Raw genomic sequence first — 20,963 nt, 5'->3', positions numbered from 1 at the left:
CGTGCTCGAAAACACCACCGCGTTCGTCACGGGTGCGAGCCAGGGCATCGGCCGCGAGATCGCCGTCACGCTCGCCGACTACGGCGCGAACGTCGCGCTGGCGGCCCGGAGCGACGGCATCCACGAGACAGCCGAGATCATCGACGACGAGGACCGGACGCTGACCGTCGAGACCGACGTGACCGACGAGGACTCGGTCGAAGCCGCCATCGAGGCCACCGTCGAGGAGTTCGGCGGCCTCGACTGTCTCGTCAACAACGCCGGCATCGCCGGGCCGGTCCAGCCGTACGACCGCATCGAGGAGACCGACTGGGAGTACGTCCTCGACGTGAACCTGATCGGTGCGTGGCGCTGTGTCAAACACGCCGGCGCGCACCTCCGGGAGAGCGACCAGGGCAGCGTCGTCAACATCGGCTCCATCGGCGGGAAACGGCCCTACCCGAACCGCACTCCCTACGCCGCCTCGAAGATGGGGATGGTCGGACTGACGCGGACGCTCGCGTACGAACTCGGTCGCGACGACGTGACGGTCAACTGCGTCCAGCCCGGCCCCGTCGCTGGCGACCGGATCGACGAGGCCATCGAGAAACAGGCCGCGATGGCCGAACTGGAGAACGCCGAACCCGCGTCCATCGGCGACGACGACTTCGCCCTCCCGGAGTTCATGATTCCCCCGGCGGACGTGGCCGAGCAGGTGGCCTACCTCGCCGGGCCGTACGGGCGGAAGATCACGGGCCAGGAGATCGCCATCGACTCCGGCGGGACGTACTGAACCACGCGTCGCCCCGACTCACCCCTCGCCGGGCCGCCGCTGGCCCGCCTCGTCGGCCAGCAGTTCGTCAAGCACCTTCCGCTGCGCTTTCCGGAGGTGGTCGTGCAGCGTCGCCGAGGCGATGTCGAGCGAGTCGGCGACCTCCTCGGCGGTGCTGTCCCGGGGCCAGTTGAAGTAGCCCCCGAGGTACGCGGCTTCGAGGACCTCCTGCTGGCGGTCGGTGAGGTCAGCGAGCGCCTCGTCGGTCAGTTCGGCCGGGGTGTCGGTGGGGCGCTGTTCGCGCTTCGCGAGCATCGTCGTGTCCGGATACGTCTCCTGGACGCGGTCGACCACCCCACGGGCGTCGGCGTCCGGTGCCACCTCGACGACGACCTCCGCCCGGCCGCTCTCGACGGTCGCCTCGTTGACGTTGGTGCCGTACTCGGCCAGCGGGACGAACACGGAGCCGGCTTCGAGCGTACACTCGATGGTGTCGCTGTCGTCGACGGGCCGCGCGTCCTCGGCCCCGGCCTCGGCCAGTTCTTCGCACGCGACGGCCGTGTCGACACCCGAAACCGCCAGGTACGCGAGCAGCCGGTGGTCCGCGATGGGGACCAGCCCCTCCAGTTCGAAGGTGCAGTCGAGGGCCGCCGAGGTGCTGACGAGCGCAGAGGCGTCGTCCGTACAGGCCAGTTCCATCTCGACGACGGCGTCCGACAGCAGGAGATGGCGGTTCTCGATGGCGTTGATCGCGTGGCCGATGGTCGCCCCCAGTTCGTCGAGGACTTCGAGTTCGCGCTCCCCGAAGGCGTCCGGCCGCGTCGAGAACACCACCAGCACACCGTAGACAGTCCGCTCGTAGACCAGCGGGACCGTCGTCCACCGTCCCGATTCCTCGCTCTCGGCCCGGCCGGGCACCGTCAGCGAGGTGGGGCCGCCGTCGGGGTCCGTGATCCCGTCGGCCTCGCGCATCGCCGCGACGATGGCGTCCTCACCGCCGTCAGGAGCCTCCAGAACGGTCCCCCCGGTGCCGGTCCGGCAGGTAAATTCGTCGGTCGGACCGGTGCCGGACCCGATACAGACCGCGTCGTAGAAGGCCGAGTCGACGAGGCGGTTGAGGACGGCCTCCTCCACCTCGTCGCGGGTCGACGCGCCGACGAGCGCCTGGTTGACGCTCCGGATGACGTGATTGATGGAGTCGAGCGTTCGCAGTCGGTCCCGCTGTCGGCGGAGCATCTCCTCCCGGCGCTTCCGCCCGGTAATGTCCGTGACGACCAGCGTATAGCCGATCCGTCGCTCCGTGGGGTCGGTGATGGTCGACGACCTGACCTCGTAGGTCCGGTCGTCGATGGTGACCTCGCCGAGCGCGTCCTCGGTGTCGAAGTCGACGGGCTCGTCGAGGTACGTCGACAGCGGCGCGCCGAGCATCTCGGTCCCGTCGGTGTCGAACAGTTCCTCGGCAGCCTCGTTGCAGTAGACGATCTGTCGTCCCTCGTCGACGATGACGACGCCGTCCTCCAGGTCGCGGATCGCGACGTTGCGGCCGATGTGGCGGGTCGCGGGCACCAGGTCGAACAGCCGGGAGCGAAAGAGCGCGTAGCCGAACGTCAGTCCCGTGGCCGTCAGCGCGTACGGCGTGAGGTCGATCCCCGGGAGCGGCCCGAGGGCCGCGACCGAGAGGGCGTTGCTGACGACGGGGATGACGACGCCGACGAGCAACAGGACCGACTGGTCGAGATAGAGGTAGTCGGAGACGAACACGAGCCGCACGAGCAGGATCGAGCCGACGGCGATCAGGGTGTACGCGTAGACGAGGTGGAACCAGTACCAGGGGCCGAACTGCTGGGCCGCGAGGACGAGGCCGCCCGCCCGAACCAGTTCCGTCTCTATCCAGACCAGTTCGTGGACCGGATTCGTCCAGACCAGCACGACCGTCGCGACGGGGACGGCCAGCAGGGCGCCGAACCGGCGCCGGGAGAGCAGGTCGTCGTACCCGGTGTAGGCGAGCCCGAACCAGAGGAAAGAGACGGAGACGAAGGGAATACCGAACCACTGCACCCGCTCCCAGAACAGGCGAGCCGACTCGTCAGGCTGGACGAGCGCGGCGGCGTACCCGACCGTCCAGACCGTCAGGGCGAGCATCAGCCCGACGAACGGTCGTGCGCCCGGCTCGTGCCGTCGCGGCCAGGCGTACGCCGCCAACCCGAGGGTCGTGACCCCCGAGAGGACGAGGAGTGTGAGGTGAAACGCCGCAGTCGGGATCATACCGGTTAATCATCCCATACTCACAATATACGAACATATTAACGTATGGACTCGTGGCAAGTATCGGTGCAGAACGTCTGAGACGGCCCCGGGACGCCTCAATCGTCGTCCCAGGTGTTCGAGTCCGCCGGCCACTCCGCCTCGCCGTAGAAGGCCACGCCCATCCGTTTCGCCGCCTGGGAGATGACGTGCCCGCCGGTCGGCGCCGTCAGGAACAGGAAGGCGATCCCGACGAGCGAGGTGAGGCCATTGCCACCGGGGCCGAAGTAGACGAACCCGGCGAGGAACATCGAAGCCGCGCCCAGCGTCGTCGCCTTACTCGTCGCGTGCAGGCGGTTGTACACGTCCGGCAGCCGCAGGAGGCCAACGGTCCCGACGAGCAGGAAGAAACTGCCCACCACGACGAGTGCGGTTACGACGACAGCACGAACGAAGCCGATCTCCGGCGGGCCGCCGCCGCTCGCGGCGAGTGCGATGTCCCCGATCATGGTTCGATGATGTCCCCCTCCGTGACGTAGCGCGCGACCGCGATGGTGCTGATGAAGCCGATGATGGCGAGGACGAGGCTGACGGTGACGAACAGGCCACGGCCGGTCGCCAGCGCGTAGAGGACGGCGATGGCGACGACGTTCGTCCCGATGGTGTCCAGCCCGACGACCCGATCCGGCGTCGTCGGCCCGCGGACGACCCGGTAGCCGGCCAGCAGCGTCAGCCCGCTCGCGATCACCAGTCCCGCGGTGATCGCGAGTTCGAGGAACGCGGGCACCGTCGACTCAGCCATCCGTCTCACCTCCGGTGCCGTCCGCGCCGTCGGCCTGGTCGTCGGCGTCCGTGGTGCCGTCGGCCTGGTCGTCGGCGTCCGTGGTGCCGTCGGCCTGGTCGTCGGCCGCCGACGCACGCGTACTCGGCCGCGGCGGTGCGGGGTCGCCCGGATCCGCGTCCTCGCCGAAGATGCGGATGGCGTAGTCCTCCCAGGCGCGGATCGGCTCGACGACCGAATCGCGGTCGCCTCCGGCTATCGTGTGGATGTAGAAGGTGTTCGTGTCGTCGTCGTAGTCCATCGTCAGTGTCCCCGGTGTGAGCGTGATGCTGTTCGCGATCGTCGTGATCGCCAGGTCCGACTCGACGCGGAGCGGGAGTTCCACGACGGTCGGCCGGATCGGCATCGACGGCGCCAGCACGCGGTAGGCGACGTCGACGTTCGCCGTCGCCAGTTCCCGCAGGAACAGGGCAACGTACGCCATCGCGGGCGGCACCCCCCGGACGACCCCGCCGAGTTCGACCTCCGGCTGGTAGAACCGCCGGAGCAGGTACGCGAGCGGGAGTCCGAGCAGGAGTCCCGTGAGGAGTTCGGCCGCGATCCGCGTCGGCGTCAGCGTCACGCCGCGCACGAACAGCCAGAGCAGGGCCAGTCCGACGCCGGCCACCGGCCACCGCCGCGTCATCGGACCACCTCCAGCGCGCGGTCGCCGAGGCGGTGTGTTTCGCCCCCGCCCTCACCGGTGGCACTGGCGTTGCCCGTGGCGTTCAGCGCCTCGGAGGCCGTCGTCGGGTCGACGACGTCGACGTATCCCTGCGAGTCGACGGCCGCCTCGGCGGCAGCCTCGGCAAAGCTGAAGACGAACTCGAAGCCGACGCCGATGGCGACGAGCGTGAGCGCGAGCAGGGCCGTGACGGTCACGAGGGCGTACTGTGGGGACCCCTCCAGGACCATCGCCGTCGGCTCGCCCCAGAACCCGCGGGACCAGGTACGGGAGACGTACGCGATGGTCAGGATGGCGCCGAACAGCGCGACCCCGAGCGCGAGCGGGGCGAATGGCGCGCCGGCAATCGTCGCCCGGCCGGCCGCGTCGAACACGAGCATCTTCCCGAAGAAGCCGGCCAGCGGCGGGATACCGACCAGTGCGAGGCCGCCGACGAAGAACGCCCCCGAGAGGTACGGCGCCTCGCCGGTCAGCCCGCCGAGGTCGCGGAACTTGATGGAGCCGACCGTCTCGAAGACGGCGCCGCTGGTCATGAACAGGAGCGCCTTGGCGACAGCGTGGTTCAGCGAGTAGACCAGTGCGGCGACGATCCCGAGAACCGCCACCGACTGGCCGCCGACGGTCGCACTTACCGTCGCGCCCACCGCCAGCGGCAGGACGATGAAGCCGACCTGGCCGATGCTGGAGTGGGCGAAGACGCCGTCGAGGTCCGGCTGGTTCACCGCGGCCAGCCCGCCGAGGACGATGCTCGCGGCCGCCATCAGGAACATGACGGGGCCGAAGAAGGCGAGGAAGGAAGTCCCCGAGAGGCCGGGCAGTCCCAGCCCGGCGGGCAGGGTCGCCGTCGCGAACACCGTGAAGTAGAGGCGGACGATGGCGTAGATGCCCACCTTCTTCGTGATGCCCGCGAGGACGGCGGCGACGGGCGCGGGCGCGGCGCGGTAGGCGCTCGGGACCCAGAACTGGAAGGGGACGATCCCGGCTTTGAGCGCGAAGACGGCGAAGAGGATGGTGGCGATCCCGAGGACGGGCGTGGGGTCGATACCGTATGCGCTCGCGTTCCCGAGGCGACGGGCCATGTCGGCCATGTTCAGCGTGCCCGTCGTCGCGTACAGCCCACCGATGGCGACGAGCATGATCGCGCTCCCGACGAGATTGAGGACGGTGTAGATCAGCGCCGCGCGGGTGTGTTCCGGGCCGCTGTAGAAGACCACGAGGACGTAGCTCGGCATCAGCATCACCTCGAACCAGACGAAGAGGTTGAACACGTCGCCGGTCAGGAAGGAGCCGCTGACGCCGACGAGCATGAAGTGAAAGAGCGGGTGGTAGGAGAGCCGCTGGCCGAACTCGTCGAGGTAAAACACCGAGAAAGTGACGGCAGCGACGGCGACCAGCGCCGCCAGCCCGAGCATGAACACGGCGAGTTCGTCCGCGACGAGTGTGATACCGAACGGGGCATCCCAGTTCGACAGCTGGTAGGCGACCGGGCCCCCGCCGAGGACGCGCTGACCGAGCGCGACGACTGCCAGCAGATAGCCGACGCCGCCGAGCAGACTCAGCCCCCGCTGGAGTCGCGGGGCGCTCCGCGTCAGGAGCGTGACGATAGCGGCGGACAGCGCCACCAGCATCGGCACGACGACGACGGGGTCCGTCACGCCTCCTCACCTCCGTCGGTCGCGGGTTCCGTCGCTCCCGCGCCAGCCGTGTCCGAGTCGGCCGCCTCCGTCTCCACGGGCCGGCTCCGACCCAGTTCGGACACGTCGATGGTGCCGTGTTCCTGATAGACCCGGAACGTCAGCGCGAGCGCGAAGGCGGTCGTCCCGAACCCGATGACGATGGCGGTCAGGACGAGCGCCTGGACGAGCGGGTCGGTGACGCTCCCGGACGCGCCGCCGTGGCCGCCGATGGGGACGCCGCCGCCGAACCCGCCCATCGTCACCAGGTAGACGTTCGCGGCCTGGCCGATGATGGCGACGCCCCAGACGACCCGGACCACGTCACGCTGGAGGATCAGGTACGTCGCGAGCGCGAAGAGGAGGCCGAGCACGGCCGCGAGGACGAACTGAGTCATTCCTGTCCCACCACCGCGAGGATCGTCAGGATGCCGCCGACGACGACGAAGTACACGCCGAGGTCGAACACGAGCGCGCTCGCGACCTCCAGTTCGTGATACAGCGGGAGCCCCTCGATGAAGACGACCCCCTGTGTCAGGAAGGGATAGCCGAGCGCCATCGCGGCCAGTCCGCCGCCCGCGGCGATTGCGAGGCCGACTCCGAAGACGGGAGCGAAATCACGACCCATAACCGAGGAGAGGTTGTCGGGGTAGGTCACTGACTGGTCGAGCAGTTCCGACTCGATATAGTCGAGCCCGTAGATGATGTACGTGAGCGCGAAGGCCGTCGCGGTCAGCACGCCGGCGATGAACCCGCCGCCGGGGAGGTTGTGCCCCTGCAGGAGGAGCGCGATGGCGGTCACGAGGATCAGCGGGACCACGATCCGCGTGACGGTTCGGGCGATGATCGTCGGCTGGCGGTCGGTCACTGTGCTTCCCCCCGTTCGCGCATCGCGACGATTGTCAACACCGAGAGCGCCGCCATCGCGACGACCGAAATCTCGCCGAGCGTGTCGAACGCCCGGAAATCCACCAGGATGACGTTGACGATGTTGCCCCCACCGCCCCAGTCGAGCAGGAACTGGCCGTGGGTCTCGGGGACGCCCGCACGCGCGACGAAGTAGCGAGCGATGACGTCGTCCGGCGTGGCCGCCGTCGACAGCAGGACGGTCACGAAGACGGTCACGCCGACCAGTGACGCGACCAGCGCGTCGCTGGCAGTCCGCAGTCGGCTCTCCTCGCCGTAGAACGCCGGGAGTTGGTCGAGCACGAGCAAGAAGAGCACGAGCACGAGCGTCTCGATGACGAGCTGGGTGAGCGCCAGGTCGGGCGCGTCCGCGAGGATGAAGAAAATCGCGACCATGAACCCGAGAATCGACAGCGTGAGGACGCCCGCGACGTGGGATGGCGTGAGGTCGACCGCGACCGCAGCCAGCACGGCGACGCCGAGCACGAGGAGCATCGGGAGCGTCACCGACAGCGCGCCGAGTCCGAACCCGGCGAAGGGGTTCGGGACGTTCGTCGCCGCGTACCCCGCGAGGGCCATCACACTCACCGCGACGAAGAGGGCGGCGGCGTAGGTCCGCAACTGCCCGGTCTGGAGGTACCTGTCGACGGCCTCGCTCCGGTCCAGCCCGGTCGTCGCCCCGTCGTAGTACCAGTTGGGGCTGAGGGGCCGGACGGCGCGCAGTCGCCGGATGCCGTCCCGGAGTCGGCCGTAGAACGGGTACGCGACGAGGCCGAGGGCGATGGTCACCACGCTCATCAATACGGCCGGTTTCGGCTTCGTCGGAATGTAGTAGCTGAACGAGAACGACTCGCCGCCGTGGGCGGCCGCGCCGGCGGGCAGGGTCGCCTCCGTGATCCGGCCGACGAACGATTCGAGCGGACCGAGGTGGACTCCGAACGTCGCGGTCACGCCGCCGAGCCCGATTATCGAGGCGACGACCGCGAGGAAAAGCGGCGGGACGAGCATCGGGAGCGGTGGGGTGTGGACCGACTTCAGGCCGTCGGGTTTCTCCCCGAAAAAGAGCATCATGAACCGCACGGAGTACAGGAAGGTGAACACGGAGCCAAAGACCGCGATGGCGGGCAGGAGCCACCAGAGGGCGGAGCCGCCGTCGGCGACGGTCACGTGGGCGACCTCGTACGTCGCCTCGAAGAGCAACTCCTTGGAGTAGAAGCCGTTGAACGGCGGGACGCCGGCCATCCCGAGCGCGGCGACGACGGTGATGGCCGCCGTGATCGGGAGGTCGCGCCAGAGGCCGCCGAGGTCACTGATCGCTCTGGTGCCGGCCTCGTGGGCGACGATCCCGGCGACGAGAAACAGCGTCGCCTTGAACACCGCGTGATTCAGGATGTGGAAAGCACCGGTCTCCGCGCCGAGGACGTTCGCGACGCCGAAGCCCGCGATGATGAGCCCGAGGTGTGATGCCGTCGAGTAGGCCAGCAGTTCTTTGATGTCCGAGGCGGCAACAGCGAGGATGGCAGTGACGGTCATCGTCACGAGCCCCAGCACCGCGAAGACGAGCATCCACTCGTCGGTCACGAGGAGGGGGCGGAACCGACCGACGAGGTAGACGCCGGCCTTGACCATCGTCGCGGAGTGGAGGAACGCGGAGACGGGCGTCGGCGCCTCCATCGCGTTGGGCAGCCAGATGTGGAGCGGGACCTGCGCCGACTTCGCGGCCGCACCGATCGCCAGCAGGAGTAGGGTCGGGACGAACAGCCCGGTCTCTCGTAGTGTCGCACGCATCGCCTCGGCGTTGGCGATCAGCGACTCCTCGGTACCGATCAGCCGGAAGGTCGCCTGCCCGATGGCCTCGGCCGACAGCGCGTGCAAGAGGAGAAAGCCCACGAGCATGAACAGCCCCCCGGCGACGGTGATGAGCATCGACTTCCGGGCGGCATAGAGTGAACTCGAGTCGTCGCGGTAGTGGCCGATGAGCAGAAACGAGGAGACGCTGGTGAATTCCCAGAACAGGAACAGCGAGATGAGGTCGGCGGCGAAGGCGACACCGAGCATCGACCCCATGAACGCCAGCAGGGTCGCGTAGTACTTGACCTGGCCCGGCTCGCCATGCATGTACCCCCCGGAGTAGGTGAAAATCAAAACACCGACACCGGAGGCGAGCAGGCCGATCAAAAGCGAGAGACCGTCGACGTAGAGGGCCATGGACACGTCGAAGGAGGGAATCCACGAGACGGCGACGGTCCCTTCGGCCCCGAACTGGCTCGCGACCAGTCCGAAACAGGCCAGCGCGACGGCGGCAGCGAAGTACGCAGTTCGCTCCCCGAGCACCCGGTAGACGAGCGGGACGAGCGCCGCACCGAGAAACGGGAGCACCAGGAGGGCGAACAGCGCCGTCGGTGTCGGTTGCACGCCCAGAAATCACCGCGAACAGAACTTAATCCTTCTCAAATGTGGTCGTGTGTGTCGTGTGACCGGGCATCAATATATCAGATGGAATACAACAGTTCGTCGCGAGCCGAACGTCCTCGCTTTCAGTCACTTTTATATCGTCCTACTACTGTAAATATCCCATTACTGAACGAGTAAACAGTGGTTAAAATAGAACGAGGGTTTATATAAACAGGTACTCTTTTCTGTTACAAGCACGCCCCCGGAACAGATAGCCGGTATCTCGGCAACGAGCGATCCACCGTGGACCGCGTGCGACCCACCCCCCAATCATGCAACTAAAACGAATCATATCCGACGACGACGCAGTGAGTCCGGTCATCGGAGTCATCCTGATGGTCGCGATTACGGTCATCCTAGCCGCAGTCATCGCGACGTTCGTCCTCGGCCTCGGCGAACAGGTGAGCTCGACCGCGCCACAGGCGTCCTTTACCTTCGAGTACAACGCCGGCAGCAGTGACACCGGTCCGCTGACGATCACCCACGACGGTGGTGACTCGGTCAAGGCCACCGAACTGTACGTCAGAGGGCAGAACGGCGGCAGTGGTGACTCAATCAACGACGCCTGGGCGGATTACCTAGGCACGTCCAATACCGGACTGACTGACACACAAGTGACCGCGAGCGGTTCGATCGGTTCCGAGAGCGCAGTCGTCGCGGGCGACTTCGTGGAACTGACCGGTGTCAACAGCGACGCCAAGTTCCGGATGATCTACAATCCCGCGCAGGGTGAGAGTACCGCGACGCTGAGTACCTGGGAAGGCCCCGACGCCTGATCAGGTAGCCACGTTCGCGACAGTTCCGAGCGTCTACTGCCGAACTCCGGTCCGCCGATTTCCACGTTTTCTCTTTCGTTCGTTCCGTTAATTTGTCATTCGAAGAACCAAACGCATAAATAAGGCAGAGGATAACGGCCGCGTATGCAGGTTAGGCAGCTACTGAACGACGACGACGCAGTGAGTCCGGTCATCGGGGTCATCCTGATGGTCGCGATTACGGTCATCCTGGCCGCAGTCATCGCGTCGTTCGTCCTGGGGTTGGGCGGCAACCAGCAGGCGACACCGACGGCGAGTTTCACGTTCGACTACACGCAGCAAGGCTCAGACTCGAACGAGAACGGCGACGGTGACAGCGACTACAACTACCTCTCGATCACCCACGACGGCGGGGACACGATCAAGGCCAGCGAACTGTACATCAGGGGCAGTGGCGTCGGCAATACTGACATAGTTGCTGCGTCTGACGTGACCTCGGACAACCAGTGGCAGTCCGGTGACGAGACCTGGCCCGCCACGTCGACGAGCACGACGAAGGGCGACGAGAGTGCCGTCGCTGCTGGCGACCGCATCTACGCGTCGGCCGAGTCCGACTACGAGGTTCGGGTCGTCTGGCAGCCGGGCGGCGGCGACACGTCCGCGACCCTCGGGCAGGACACCGGTCCGGACGCCTGATCGGTCGAACCGTTTTCCGCTTTATCGATCCGGTAGCGGTGGCACCGGCACCGTCGACACGCGCGATGGGTTTATATTTCGGATGCCCGACAACGGAGACATGAACGTCCTCCGGGGGATTCCGGTCGTCGCTGTCGCGGTCATCCTCGTGGGGACACTGCTCTCCGGGCCGCTCGTGCCCGGGGTCGACTTCACGAAGGTCAGAGAGACCGAAGAGGGACTCGGCTCGCTCGGGAGCGGGAACATCACGATCAGTGAGGCGACGCTCCCGGACAGCGCGGTTCTCCAGCGCGGGAACTACGGTGCCGGTACGTATCGGCTCCGGGTCCCGGCGGCGACCGTCACGGTCGATCGCTACACCGGGCGACCGATCATCTCCTACGGAATCGACATCGACGAACTCGGGTACAGTCGCAACACCATCCGGATCCTCGTCAACGAGTCGGAATCCCGGCTGACGATTCCGCTCGAAGAGGACGACCTGGACAAGGGGCAACTCGAAGCCGAGGAGTACGACGCACAGTTGACGCTGCTCACCCGGGCAGGCGGGAACGAGACCGTCGTCGCGACACGCAACATCACGGTGGCGGTTCGTTCATGAGCGTTCTCGGCGAGTCCGAGCGGCTGGACCGCTGGTACGCGGGGACCAGGGCCGCCCGCGGGACCATCGAACGGGCCGTGTTCGGGGACGGCTACGGGACCGCGCTGTTCCTCGGAAGCGTCTGCTTTTTCATGCTGTACTGGCGGATCGGCGTGTTCATCACCGACAACAACGCCATCGCGACGACGCTGCTGAACGTCGCGGACGGCCGCCTCCACCTCACCGCCGCACCCTATGGTTCCGGGCTCGAATCCCCCGGCACGTACGTTTCCGGCGACCGTGTGTACGGACGCAACTACGGCGTCGTCTTCGCAGCGCTCCCGTTCCTGTGGCTCCTGGAAGGGGCGGCGACCGTCGCCGACGTCAGGGTCGTCCTCGTCGCGTGCTGGGGGCTGCTAGTGATGGGCTGGGCCGGGACGCTGGCGCGGCTGTTCGAGCGACGGTGGCTCGTCGCGGTCGGGAGCGTCGTCGCGGTCGCGACCTTCCTCGGGAGCCTCACGGCCGCGACGCCGCTCGCGCCGCTCGCGCGGCCGGTGATCGCGCTCCAGTTGCTGACGATGGTCGCCACGGCGCTGTCCGGCGTCGTCCTCTACCGGCTCGTCGCCAGGATACACAGCCGGCGGGTCGGCCTGCTCGCCGGTGCCAGTGCGATGGTGGCGACCCCGCTCGGGTTCTGGGCCTCGCTCCCGAAACGACACACGTTCACGGTCCTCCTGTTGCTGGTGAGTTGCTACGCGCTCTACCGCAGTCGGGCGGCGGCTGACGGCGCTGCTGGCAACGCGACCACCTACCGGGCGCTCGCGTACGGGGCCGTCGGCCTGCTCGCGTGGGTCCACGCCGCGGAGGCCCTGGTCGCGTTCCTCGTGCTCGTCGCCGTCGACGTCCCCACCGCTCGCTCGAACGACCGCCGGTCGCTCGCGGTCGTCGGCGGCGTCTTCCTGCTCTCGCTCGTGCCCTTCTTCCTGACGAACGTACTGATCTCGGGGAACCCCATCGAGCCGCCGCGGTTGCTGACGCCGTACGGGGAGGACCCGGGAACGGGACTCGGGAGCGGCGGCGGCCCCAGCGGTGGCTTCTTCGAGACCACGCTCGTCGGGCAGATGCTGGCGAAGGGGATCAGCGTGCTGACCGCGCTCGCGACGAAACTGTTCGGTGGCCTGCTGGTCCTCCTGACTGACGGCACCAGAGTCTACCAGACGTTCGTCAGGAGCGGGTACATCGCCGAGGTCGCCGCGGACGAATCCGGCCTCGCGATCAGCCTGACGATCCTCGAATCCGCACCGCTGCTGGCGGCCATCGTCGGCGTTCCGGTCGCAGCCGCCCGCCGGCTCCGGTCGGACGGTTTCGGGCGGCTCCGGGCACACCTCCGAACGCCGGCCGGCACCGTCGACGCGTTCGTCGTCGGGAGCGGCCTGCTTTTCACCCTGCTCTACATGACGCGGTTGCCGCTGCACGCACAGGTCACCGTCCGGTACCTCCATCCGCTGTTCGCGTTCGGGGTGTACGGCATCGTCCGGCTCGCGGTCGTGCGGGAGACGCTCACCGACCACTGGCGGACGGGGCTGTGGACGTACGCCGGGACGGTCCTCATCGGCGGCCAGCTCGTCATCGCGTACCTCGCGCTCACCGGGCCCACGCTCGGGGAAGCCGTCCAGTTCCACGCGCTGTTGAGTCTCGCGACGGCGACGCCGCTCGCCCTCTGGGTGGTCGCCGCGGCGGCCTCCGACGCCGTGCCGCGGAGCTACGGCGCGGTCGCGCTCGCGCTCGCGTCCGCCGCCGGGACGCTCTTTCTCCTGCTCTCCGGGCTGGACTACTTCGATTACGCCGGGCAGTACATGCTCCCCGTCGTCCGCGTCGTCACCGACGCCGTAACGCTCGTCGCATGAGCAGATTTTAGGGGCGGCCGTCGATACCGTCGACATGGACAGACTGAAACGGTCACTCCACGAGGCCCCGGTGGTCGAGAAGGACGGGTACCACTACTTCGTCCACCCAGTCAGCGACGGCGTCCCGATGCTCCGACCGGAACTCCTCCGGGAGATCGGCGTCAAAATCGTCCGCAAAGCCGATCTCGACGACGTGGACAAGATCGTCACCCCCGCAGCCATGGGCATCCACATCTCGACGGCCGTCTCGCTGCTGACCGATATCCCGCTCGTCGTCGTCCGCAAGCGGCAGTACGGCCTGGCCGGCGAGGTGTCCCTCCAGCAGGTCACCGGTTACTCCGAGTCCGAGATGTACATGAACGACGTCTACGAGGGCGACCGCGTGCTCCTGCTCGACGACGTACTCTCGACCGGCGGCACGCTCAAGGCCCTCTGTGGCGCACTCGACGAGATCGGTGCCGACATCGCCGACATCGTCGCCGTCATCAAGAAGGTCGGCGGCGACAACGCCCTCGACGGGACCCGATACGATCCGAAGACGCTCATCAACGTCGACGTCGTCGACGGCGAAGTCGTCATCGTCGACGAGGACGGCGACAGCTGAGTCGACACGGACGGCCGTCGAACGAAAGGTTCCCGTCGGTTCGGCGCCTCGGGTAGCCCGATGCGTCGTTTCGCACTCCTCGTCCTCGCCGTCGTCGGCTTCGGCATCGCCGGCTACGCCGTCTTCTTCTGGTCGCCGTCGGCCGACACGACCTACTATCTCGACGCCCGCGCCGTCAGCGAAGCCGAACTCGGTGACGGGCCGGTCGCAGCCTACGAGAACCTCTCCGCCGAGAACCGCCGGCTGTTCGACGCGGCAGTCGGCAACGGAACCGCGACACTCGGAAGCGACACGACCCCGCTGAACGCCCGCTACGTCGAGTACGGTGGACAGTACTACGAGACGACCGTGCGCGCGACCGGGCCCGACGACGGCACCGGCGCCACCCGACTCGTCGCGCTCGGCGTCGGCGCGCTCGCGACCCTCGTCGGGACCTTCGGGCTCGTCGGGCTCTGGGTGACGTCCTGGGAACGAGGGCGGCAGGAGATCGACGCCGAATCCTGAACCCCCGTCGCGAGTGGGCCTGACGAAGGAGCGGGAGGTGGATTTGAACCGCGGTCGTTCCGCTTCGCTCCACTCCCTGCTTCAAATCTACCACGGACAGATTCGCCGCTCGCGGTGTAGCGAGCGGCAGAATATAGCGGGAGGTAGATTTGAACTACGGGAAACGCTCGCTCCGCTCGCGTTTCTCTCGTTCAAAGTACCGTGATCCGACTCTCGACTCACGGTAGCCGCGGAGGTGGACCTCCGCGGCGTGAGTTCGTCGAGAAGTAGCGGGAGGTAGATTTGAACTACCGATCTGCGGGTTATGAGCCCGCCGGAATCTCCTGGCTATCCCATCCCGCTACGTCTCTCTAATCCCGACCGTCAATTAAGGGTTGTGATTCGCAAGCCGTCTGTGAATTTCTCCCCCGCTCACTCCGTGTGCACACGCCACGTGAACAGGCTCTCGAAGACGTAGTTCACCAGCATCCCCAGTCCGATTCCAGTCCCCTTCGCGACCAGCAACCAGAGATCGATCCCGTCGATCAGCGTGACGGCGACGAACTCGTAGAGGAGGGTGAACACCACGATCTGGACCGTCGTCCCCGTCGCACGGACGGCGTGCGAACGAAGCAATCGGTTGGGGAGCGCCCCCTCGCGGCCGTGTTCCGCGAACGTCCAGCGTTCGTTGATGGCGAACATCACGAGGATGGCGAGTTCGATGGTGAGGAGGTTGACCCAGATCGCCGGCAGGCCGCCGAACTGGACGAGCAGGAAGAGCGCGGTCGTGTCGACGACGGCCCCGGCGACGCCGACCGAGACGAACTTCCCGAACCGGACGCCCGAGAGCAGCGACGCGAGCCGCGAGTCGAGCGAGCGGTCGCTCATCGACGGTCCACCAGCGCGTCGCCTTCCTCCCGGGTCGCCGCGATGGCGGCGTGGAGGCGGCTGTCCCGGATGCGTTTCGCCCGGTGACGGGCGGCGAACAGCGCCCGGCCCATCCGCAGGGAGGTCCGGATCGGTTCGACCGTCGACCCGGGCTGGTCCTCCCAGGTGATGGGTACCTCGGCGATGCGCAGGTCCAGCGCCCCGGCGATGGCGACCAGTTCGATATCCCAGGCGAACCCGGCCTCGTAGAGATGTTCGCGGACCCGCTCCCAGGCCTCGGCGGTGATCGCCTTCGCGCCGCACTGGTAGTCGTGGAGGTCTGCATCGAGGAGCAGTCGGGCCAGCCGGACGAACCCCTCGCCGAGCCACCGGCGGGCGACGGTCTGGTGACTCTCGACGGTCGCCTCGGGATGGCGGCGCGACCCCACGGAGAGGTCGAACCGTCCGTCGACGACCGGCTCGACGACGGCCACGAACGAGTCCGGCGGCGTGCTCCCGTCGGCGTCGGTGAAGGAGCGCACGTCGGTATCGAGGGCCTCGAAGCCTGCGGTGACGGCGGCGCCTTTCCCGCGGCGGTACGGGGAGACGCCGACGGTCGCCGGGAGGGCGGCGAGTGCCTCCCGGACGCCGCTCTCGGGTGCGTCGAGTTCGATACGGATGGCGTCGGGCGACAGCCGTTCGTCGAGGGCACGGACGTACGACGAGAGCCGTTCGACGTCGGGACGGTAGGCCGGCACGACGACGCCCAGGGACCGACTCATTACCTGTCACACCGCGAGCGCCGGACAAAAACCGTTCGGCTCACCGCAGTCGGGCGACAACACAAAAGGTATACGCGGACGCGAGTTTGGGTCGGATGATGGAGTTCGGGCTCGTCGCACTCTGGCTCGTCGTCTACATCGCCCTCCTGCTGGCCGGACTGCCCCTGGCGGCCACGCTCTTTCCCCGGCTGGCGGACCGAGGGGCCGGCGTCGCGGTGCCGCTGTCGGCCGCGATACTCTGGGTCGTCGCCTACTGGGTCGGCCACCTCTCGCTGTCACTCGCCGTCCCGGTCGGTCTGCTCGTCCTGTTCGCGGCCGTCGTCGCGGCCGTCTACTTCGGCGACCCCGACATCGACACGCGAATCGTCGGCGAGACGGCCGCAGTGTTCGCCGTCGCCTTCCTGTTTCTGATCGCCATCCGGGCCGTCGACCCGGCGGTCCACCCCGGCGGCGGCGAGAAGTTCCTCGATTTCGGCCTGCTCAGGTCCCTGCTCCGGGCCGAGACGCTCCCGCCCGAAGATATGTGGTTCGCCGGAGAGCCGGTGAAGTACTACTACGGCGGGCACCTGCTTGCCTCGCTGTTGACGCGGCTGACCGGCACCGCACCGCGGTTCGCGTACAACCTCGCACTCGCGGGCTTCTACGCCATGCTCGTGACCGCGGCCTACGGCGTGGCCGGCTCGCTCGCCGCGTCCCGTGGGTCGCCGCGGGTCCTCGGCGGCCTGTTCGGCGCCTTCTTCGTCGGGATCGCGAGCAACCTCCGGACGGCCGGTGCCGCGGCGGTCAATTTCCTGCCCGACAGCGTCGGCGGATTCGTCAGCGGCCTGTTCGCCGTCCAGGCACAGGGGCTGGCAAGTGGCGACGGCTTCAGCTACTGGCACGCCAGTCGAATCATCGAGGGGACGATCAACGAGTTCCCCTTCTTCGCGTGGCTGAACGGGGACCTCCACGCACACATGATGAGCACGCCCTTCCTGTTGCTTGCCGCCGCCGCCCTCTTTTCGTACGCACGGACGCCGGGAGCGAACGTCCGCCACCGGTTGTTGCTCGTCCTCGGCGTGGTTCCGCCCATCGCCGGCCTGCTCGCGGTCGTCAACACCTGGTCGTTCCCGAGCATCGGCGGGCTCACCCTCCTGGCCGTCCTCCTGGCACCGGCCGACCCGACGACACTACTGCCGGACCAACTGGGAGCGTTCCTCCGCACCACGGGCAGTCGAGGGAAAGACGAACTCGGGCGACTCACGGTGGCGGTGGCGATGGCTGCCGGGGTCGTCCTGCTTGGCCTCGTCTGGTCCATCCCATTCTGGCTCGGGACGGCCACGGGCGCCAGCCGCAGTCTCGGGCTGTTCCCCGAACGGAGCCCCCTCGGCCCGCTGTTGATCGTTCACGGTGGCTTCCTGCTCGTGTTCGTTCCCTACCTCCTGCGCCACGGCCTCCCGCGCGTGGCCGACACCGTGAAGGCCTGGGTGATGCTGCTCGTCGTCGCCGTCGTCGCCTGGCTGGTGAAAGCCCCTGCAGTCCTCCTGTTCGGGCCGCTGATCTTCGTCGGCTGGGCGCTCCTGCGGTTCACCGGCGGCGCGTCCGACGTCGGGCGCCGCCCGGCCCCCTCGGTTGCCGCCGCGGACGGTGGCGAGCAGGACACGGAGGAGGAGGAGTCGGTCGACGAGAGCGAGGAGGCCACAGCCGAACGTGACGCATCGACCGACGGGGACCGGCTCCGCGACCGGCCGGGGTTCGAGGTCGTCCTCCTCGTCGCGGGCGCCGGCCTGGCCCTGCTGGTCGAACTGCTCTTCGTCAAGGAGGAGGCCGGCCCCGGTCGGCTCAACACCGTCTTCAAGACCTACATGCAGGTGTGGGTGCTCTGGGCCGTCGCGGCCGGCGCGATCGTCACCCACCTCGTGAGCCAGCACCGGCCGAGCCTGTCGCTCAGCGGCGGCCGCTGGAAGCCGGCCTTCTCGGTCTTCGCCGCACTGCTCGTCGTCTCGACCTCGCTGTACGCCGGGTTCGCGCTCCAGAGCCACTTCGCCGGCTGGCAAAGCGAGAAAGAGACCAGCCGGGTTGACGACCCGACGCTCGACGGGACGGCGTTCGTCGAGACCAGCCACCCCGGCGAGGCGCCGGCCATCGAGTGGCTGGACACGAACGTCGCGGGCCAGCCCAACATCGTCTCCGCGCCCGGCGGGTACAGCTGGAACGCACGGGACGGTGACGGTGCGAGCGCGCCGTCGAGTCTCACCGGCGTCCCGACGGTCGTCGGGTGGTTCCACGAGATCGGGTACCGCGGCCAGGAGGCGTACCGGACGCGCGTCTCGGACGTTCGGACGATCTACACCGGCTCGCCGGCCGAGCGGGTGCGGCTCCTGCGTCAGTACGACGTCGAGTACGTCTACGTCGGCCCGGCAGAGCAGGAGACCTACGGCCGGCCGGCGTTCGCCGGCATCGAGGGCGTCACCGTCGAGAAGCGGTGGGACGCGGTGACGATCTATCGGGTCGACCAGGACGCGCTCGAAACCACCGACGGTCAGGCGAGCTGAACACCGCGGACCGCGAAGCGAGCGCTACCCACCGGCCACCCGTGACGGCAACTCCCCGCATTATTCGCCGCTCAGCGGCCGGAGAAAGATACTATCGCACAGTGTCACGGAGCCACGAGTACGCATCGGCTTCCGTCGAGGGGCCAGCCGGGCGGAGAAAGAGGTGCTGGAACTCGTCAGGCGGCTCGTTTGCGGATGACCTCGATCTCCTCGGCGTCGGCGGACATGGTTTCGAGGTGCATGGGGACGTACTCGCGGCGCTCGTATTTTTCCATCTCAGTCTCCTCCTCGCCGACCGTACACCACAACTGGACGCGGTCGGGGCCGTGCCACTCACCCTGCCGGGAAATGCCGAAACAGAAGTACTCCTCGCCGTCGTACTCGATGAGCGCACCCTTCCGGATGCCGGGGTCCCCGCGGATGATGAGCTGCTTCATACTCGCGCGTTCGGTCGAACCGCTGTTAAGCGCTTCGACACTGGGTAGCCGAGAGCTGGCGGTAGCGGGGGCGCTCGGCCGTCCGCCTCACGGCTCCCGATGGTCACCGTTCGGCTTTCTGCTGGCGCTCCCTTCGGTCGCGCCAGCCCATCCCTGCTCGCGGCTTCCGGTGGTCGCCGCTCGCTCGTTCGACGGCGCTCCCTGCGGTCGCGCCGTCTGGAAACCAAACTGGTTTTAAGCGGCAGTGGCGAAGGACTGGCAAGGTCGATATCTATGGAGATGCCGCGCCGATTTAACACGTACTGTCCACATTGTAACGAGCATCACGAACACGAGGTCGAGAAGGTCCGTACGGGCCGGTCCTCGGGAATGAAAAAGGTCAACGACCGCCAGGCCAAGCGCCGCGGGTCGGGCATCGGAAACAAGGGGAAGTTCTCGAAGGTCCCCGGTGGGGACAAGCCCACCAAGAAGACCGACCTGAAGTACCGCTGTGCCGAGTGTGGGAAGGCCCACCTCCGCGAGGGATGGCGCGCCGGTCGACTGGAGTTCCAGGAGTAATCATGGCGGGGAGCTTCATCACCGTTCAGTGCCCGGACTGTGAGAACGAACAGACGGTCTTCGAGAAGGCCGCGACGGACGTCTCCTGTGCGGTCTGTGGTCACACCCTCGCCCGACCGACGGGCGGGAAGGCGGCCATCGAGGGCGAGGTCCTCGAAGTCGTCGAAGCCCGATAGACGGGGCGCGGCGAAGCGGCGGGTTTTAACGCCTCGGCTTCGAAGCGTGGCGTATGAAATACAGCGGCTGGCCAGAGTCCGGTGAACTGGTCGTCGGCCGGATCGACGAGATCGAGGATTTCGGCGTCTTCGTCGATCTACTGGAGTACGAGGACAAGCGCGGTCTCTGTCACATCAGCGAGGTCGCCTCCGGGTGGATCAAGAACGTTCGTGACCACGTCAGCGAGGGCCAGACGGTCGTCGCCAAGGTCCTGGAGGTCGACGAGGAGTCCGTCCAGATCGACCTCTCGATCAAGGACGTCAACGACCACCAGCGCAAGGACAAGATCCAGGAGTGGAAAAACGAGCAGAAGGCCGACAACTGGATGGAACTGGCCTTCGGCGAGGACCTGGACGACGAGAAGTACGCGGGCGTCGCGAACGTCCTGCTGGCGGAGTTCGGCTCGATGTACGACGGCTTCGAGCAGGCGGCCATCCACGGGACCGAAGCCCTCGAGGACACGGACCTCACCGACGAAGAGGTCGACGCCATCGTCGAGACCGCTCGCGAGAACGTCTCGGTCCCCTACGTCAACGTCACGGGGTACGTCGACCTCCAGGTCGCGAGCCCCGACGGCGTCGACGCGGTCAAGGAGGCGCTCCAGGCTGCGGAGGGCAACGGCGAAATTCCGGACGAGGTCGATCTCGAAGTCACCTACGTCGGCTCCCCGGAGTACCGCATCACCGTCCGGGCACCGGACTACAAGACCGCCGAGAGCCACCTCGAAGAGAGCGCCGAGCGCGCCGCCGCGGTCATCGCGGAACACGGTGGCAGCGGCGAGTACCACCGCGAGCGCCACACCGAGGAAGAGTAACGGCCCGCGGGAAATGAAGTCCGACATTCGCGTCTGTGCCGACTGGGAGGACGCCCACGAGCGGCCGGTGTACACGCTGACCGAGACCTGTCCCGAGTGCGATGGAGACGCGGTCAACAGCGCCCCGGCACCGTTCGACCCGGCCGACCCCTACGGGAAATATCGACGCGCTATTAAGCGGCGGAACCGCGAGTAAG

General features: G+C 67.5%; 22 protein-coding genes, 1 tRNA gene and 1 pseudogene. 12 read left to right on the top strand and 12 right to left on the bottom strand.

Annotated features, from left to right (window positions below; genetic code table 11):
• The first annotated feature begins 1 nt into the window (after window position 1).
• Window positions 2–772 (top strand): SDR family NAD(P)-dependent oxidoreductase, encoded by a 771-nt coding sequence (locus tag MUG96_RS06665; RefSeq protein WP_246987666.1) that lies wholly within the window; start codon window positions 2–4, stop codon window positions 770–772.
• Window positions 773–790: 18 nt separating this feature from the next.
• Here MUG96_RS06665 and MUG96_RS06660 read toward each other — a convergent pair whose 3' ends face one another.
• The 8 genes and pseudogenes from MUG96_RS06660 to mbhE all read right to left on the bottom strand — a co-directional run bounded on the left by MUG96_RS06660 (window position 791) and on the right by mbhE (window position 9,494).
• Window positions 791–3,016, bottom strand: a complete 2,226-nt coding sequence (locus MUG96_RS06660) for a histidine kinase N-terminal 7TM domain-containing protein (RefSeq protein WP_246987664.1) — start codon at window positions 3,014–3,016, stop codon at window positions 791–793.
• A gap of 98 nt (window positions 3,017–3,114) precedes the next feature.
• Window positions 3,115–3,504: a monovalent cation/H(+) antiporter subunit G gene (mnhG, locus tag MUG96_RS06655; protein WP_246987662.1), complete on the bottom strand. Its 390-nt coding sequence runs from the start codon at window positions 3,502–3,504 to the stop codon at window positions 3,115–3,117.
• Complete coding sequence (locus MUG96_RS06650; RefSeq protein ID WP_246987660.1) at window positions 3,501–3,797, bottom strand: MrpF/PhaF family protein; 297 nt, start codon at window positions 3,795–3,797, stop codon at window positions 3,501–3,503. The genes mnhG and MUG96_RS06650 overlap by 4 nt, the downstream gene beginning before the upstream one ends.
• Window positions 3,790–4,461: a Na+/H+ antiporter subunit E gene (locus MUG96_RS06645; RefSeq protein ID WP_246987658.1), complete on the bottom strand. Its 672-nt coding sequence runs from the start codon at window positions 4,459–4,461 to the stop codon at window positions 3,790–3,792. Before MUG96_RS06645 ends, MUG96_RS06650 begins: the two co-directional genes overlap by 8 nt.
• Window positions 4,458–6,128: a complex I subunit 5 family protein gene (locus MUG96_RS06640; protein ID WP_373222108.1), complete on the bottom strand. Its 1,671-nt coding sequence runs from the start codon at window positions 6,126–6,128 to the stop codon at window positions 4,458–4,460. Before MUG96_RS06640 ends, MUG96_RS06645 begins: the two co-directional genes overlap by 4 nt.
• 107 nt (window positions 6,129–6,235) lie before the next feature.
• A pseudogene (locus tag MUG96_RS06635) lies at window positions 6,236–6,571 on the bottom strand (sodium:proton antiporter); the annotation flags it as partial.
• Entirely contained in the window at window positions 6,568–7,041 is a 474-nt protein-coding gene (locus MUG96_RS06630) for an MnhB domain-containing protein (protein ID WP_246987654.1), read from the bottom strand. The pseudogene MUG96_RS06635 and the gene MUG96_RS06630, both read right to left, overlap by 4 nt.
• Window positions 7,038–9,494, bottom strand: a complete 2,457-nt coding sequence (gene mbhE / locus MUG96_RS06625) for a hydrogen gas-evolving membrane-bound hydrogenase subunit E (protein WP_373222092.1) — start codon at window positions 9,492–9,494, stop codon at window positions 7,038–7,040. The genes MUG96_RS06630 and mbhE overlap by 4 nt, the downstream gene beginning before the upstream one ends.
• A 347-nt stretch (window positions 9,495–9,841) precedes the next feature.
• Here mbhE and MUG96_RS06620 point away from each other — a divergent pair, with 347 nt between their 5' ends.
• The 6 genes from MUG96_RS06620 to MUG96_RS06595 all read left to right on the top strand — a co-directional run bounded on the left by MUG96_RS06620 (window position 9,842) and on the right by MUG96_RS06595 (window position 14,579).
• The gene (locus tag MUG96_RS06620) at window positions 9,842–10,309 is read left to right on the top strand and encodes a type IV pilin domain-containing protein (protein ID WP_308220119.1); all 468 of its coding nucleotides are present in this window, start codon (window positions 9,842–9,844) and stop codon (window positions 10,307–10,309) included.
• A gap of 144 nt (window positions 10,310–10,453) precedes the next feature.
• Window positions 10,454–10,984, top strand: coding sequence for a type IV pilin domain-containing protein (locus MUG96_RS06615; RefSeq protein WP_246987650.1), 531 nt, complete (start codon window positions 10,454–10,456; stop codon window positions 10,982–10,984).
• Window positions 10,985–11,084: 100 nt separating this feature from the next.
• The gene (locus tag MUG96_RS06610) at window positions 11,085–11,585 is read left to right on the top strand and encodes a hypothetical protein (protein ID WP_246987648.1); all 501 of its coding nucleotides are present in this window, start codon (window positions 11,085–11,087) and stop codon (window positions 11,583–11,585) included.
• Window positions 11,582–13,471 carry a hypothetical protein gene (locus MUG96_RS06605; RefSeq protein WP_246987646.1) on the top strand — a complete coding sequence of 630 codons (1,890 nt, stop codon included), beginning with the start codon at window positions 11,582–11,584 and terminating at the stop codon, window positions 13,469–13,471. The genes MUG96_RS06610 and MUG96_RS06605 overlap by 4 nt, the downstream gene beginning before the upstream one ends.
• 34 nt (window positions 13,472–13,505) lie before the next feature.
• The gene (hpt, locus tag MUG96_RS06600; RefSeq protein WP_246987644.1) at window positions 13,506–14,075 is read left to right on the top strand and encodes a hypoxanthine/guanine phosphoribosyltransferase; all 570 of its coding nucleotides are present in this window, start codon (window positions 13,506–13,508) and stop codon (window positions 14,073–14,075) included.
• A gap of 60 nt (window positions 14,076–14,135) precedes the next feature.
• Window positions 14,136–14,579 carry a DUF7979 domain-containing protein gene (locus MUG96_RS06595; protein WP_246987643.1) on the top strand — a complete coding sequence of 148 codons (444 nt, stop codon included), beginning with the start codon at window positions 14,136–14,138 and terminating at the stop codon, window positions 14,577–14,579.
• Window positions 14,580–14,846: 267 nt separating this feature from the next.
• On the opposite strand, the gene MUG96_RS06590 is transcribed toward MUG96_RS06595, so the two are convergent.
• The 3 genes from MUG96_RS06590 to MUG96_RS06580 form a co-directional block, all read right to left on the bottom strand.
• A tRNA-Met gene (locus tag MUG96_RS06590) sits at window positions 14,847–14,921 on the bottom strand.
• A 69-nt stretch (window positions 14,922–14,990) separates the two neighbouring features.
• Window positions 14,991–15,446, bottom strand: a complete 456-nt coding sequence (locus tag MUG96_RS06585; RefSeq protein ID WP_246987641.1) for a GtrA family protein — start codon at window positions 15,444–15,446, stop codon at window positions 14,991–14,993.
• Entirely contained in the window at window positions 15,443–16,207 is a 765-nt protein-coding gene (locus MUG96_RS06580) for a glycosyltransferase (protein WP_246987639.1), read from the bottom strand. Before MUG96_RS06580 ends, MUG96_RS06585 begins: the two co-directional genes overlap by 4 nt.
• Before the next feature lie 98 nt (window positions 16,208–16,305).
• Here MUG96_RS06580 and MUG96_RS06575 point away from each other — a divergent pair, with 98 nt between their 5' ends.
• Entirely contained in the window at window positions 16,306–18,741 is a 2,436-nt protein-coding gene (locus MUG96_RS06575; RefSeq protein WP_246987637.1) for a DUF2298 domain-containing protein, read from the top strand.
• Between the two features lie 176 nt (window positions 18,742–18,917).
• Here the strand turns inward: MUG96_RS06575 and MUG96_RS06570 are convergent, their stop codons facing one another.
• The gene (locus MUG96_RS06570; RefSeq protein WP_246987635.1) at window positions 18,918–19,178 is read right to left on the bottom strand and encodes an HAH_0734 family protein; all 261 of its coding nucleotides are present in this window, start codon (window positions 19,176–19,178) and stop codon (window positions 18,918–18,920) included.
• A gap of 273 nt (window positions 19,179–19,451) precedes the next feature.
• Between MUG96_RS06570 and MUG96_RS06565 the strand changes: the two genes are divergently transcribed.
• Genes MUG96_RS06565 through MUG96_RS06550 form a run of 4 tightly spaced genes read left to right on the top strand, consistent with a single transcriptional unit; the run spans window position 19,452 to window position 20,962 of the window.
• On the top strand, window positions 19,452–19,736 hold the full coding sequence (locus MUG96_RS06565) for a 50S ribosomal protein L44e (RefSeq protein WP_246987633.1): 285 nt from the start codon (window positions 19,452–19,454) through the stop codon (window positions 19,734–19,736).
• A 2-nt stretch (window positions 19,737–19,738) separates the two neighbouring features.
• The gene (locus MUG96_RS06560) at window positions 19,739–19,912 is read left to right on the top strand and encodes a 30S ribosomal protein S27e (protein WP_246987631.1); all 174 of its coding nucleotides are present in this window, start codon (window positions 19,739–19,741) and stop codon (window positions 19,910–19,912) included.
• 53 nt (window positions 19,913–19,965) lie between these two features.
• The gene (locus tag MUG96_RS06555) at window positions 19,966–20,766 is read left to right on the top strand and encodes a translation initiation factor IF-2 subunit alpha (RefSeq protein ID WP_246987629.1); all 801 of its coding nucleotides are present in this window, start codon (window positions 19,966–19,968) and stop codon (window positions 20,764–20,766) included.
• Window positions 20,767–20,779: 13 nt separating this feature from the next.
• Window positions 20,780–20,962, top strand: coding sequence for an RNA-protein complex protein Nop10 (locus MUG96_RS06550; protein ID WP_246987628.1), 183 nt, complete (start codon window positions 20,780–20,782; stop codon window positions 20,960–20,962).
• Window position 20,963 lies beyond the last annotated feature (1 nt).

Origin of the sequence: Halorientalis marina (assembly GCF_023028345.1) — an archaeon.
GTDB classification, from domain to species: domain Archaea; phylum Halobacteriota; class Halobacteria; order Halobacteriales; family Haloarculaceae; genus Halorientalis; species Halorientalis marina.
This window is presented reverse-complemented; position numbering and strand designations above follow the sequence as displayed.

Coding starts and splice junctions, on each gene's coding strand:
- MUG96_RS06570 (WP_246987635.1), bottom strand. CDS start 19,178: ATGAAGCAGCTCATCATCCGCGGGGACCCCGGCATCCGGAAGGGTGCG.
- hpt (WP_246987644.1), top strand. CDS start 13,506: ATGGACAGACTGAAACGGTCACTCCACGAGGCCCCGGTGGTCGAGAAG.
- mnhG (WP_246987662.1), bottom strand. CDS start 3,504: ATGATCGGGGACATCGCACTCGCCGCGAGCGGCGGCGGCCCGCCGGAG.
- MUG96_RS06595 (WP_246987643.1), top strand. CDS start 14,136: ATGCGTCGTTTCGCACTCCTCGTCCTCGCCGTCGTCGGCTTCGGCATC.
- MUG96_RS06660 (WP_246987664.1), bottom strand. CDS start 3,016: ATGATCCCGACTGCGGCGTTTCACCTCACACTCCTCGTCCTCTCGGGG.
- MUG96_RS06550 (WP_246987628.1), top strand. CDS start 20,780: ATGAAGTCCGACATTCGCGTCTGTGCCGACTGGGAGGACGCCCACGAG.
- MUG96_RS06605 (WP_246987646.1), top strand. CDS start 11,582: ATGAGCGTTCTCGGCGAGTCCGAGCGGCTGGACCGCTGGTACGCGGGG.
- MUG96_RS06610 (WP_246987648.1), top strand. CDS start 11,085: ATGAACGTCCTCCGGGGGATTCCGGTCGTCGCTGTCGCGGTCATCCTC.
- MUG96_RS06575 (WP_246987637.1), top strand. CDS start 16,306: ATGGAGTTCGGGCTCGTCGCACTCTGGCTCGTCGTCTACATCGCCCTC.
- MUG96_RS06580 (WP_246987639.1), bottom strand. CDS start 16,207: ATGAGTCGGTCCCTGGGCGTCGTCGTGCCGGCCTACCGTCCCGACGTC.
- MUG96_RS06555 (WP_246987629.1), top strand. CDS start 19,966: ATGAAATACAGCGGCTGGCCAGAGTCCGGTGAACTGGTCGTCGGCCGG.
- MUG96_RS06645 (WP_246987658.1), bottom strand. CDS start 4,461: ATGACGCGGCGGTGGCCGGTGGCCGGCGTCGGACTGGCCCTGCTCTGG.
- MUG96_RS06615 (WP_246987650.1), top strand. CDS start 10,454: ATGCAGGTTAGGCAGCTACTGAACGACGACGACGCAGTGAGTCCGGTC.
- MUG96_RS06640 (WP_373222108.1), bottom strand. CDS start 6,128: ATGCTGGTGGCGCTGTCCGCCGCTATCGTCACGCTCCTGACGCGGAGC.
- MUG96_RS06560 (WP_246987631.1), top strand. CDS start 19,739: ATGGCGGGGAGCTTCATCACCGTTCAGTGCCCGGACTGTGAGAACGAA.
- MUG96_RS06565 (WP_246987633.1), top strand. CDS start 19,452: ATGGAGATGCCGCGCCGATTTAACACGTACTGTCCACATTGTAACGAG.
- MUG96_RS06650 (WP_246987660.1), bottom strand. CDS start 3,797: ATGGCTGAGTCGACGGTGCCCGCGTTCCTCGAACTCGCGATCACCGCG.
- MUG96_RS06585 (WP_246987641.1), bottom strand. CDS start 15,446: ATGAGCGACCGCTCGCTCGACTCGCGGCTCGCGTCGCTGCTCTCGGGC.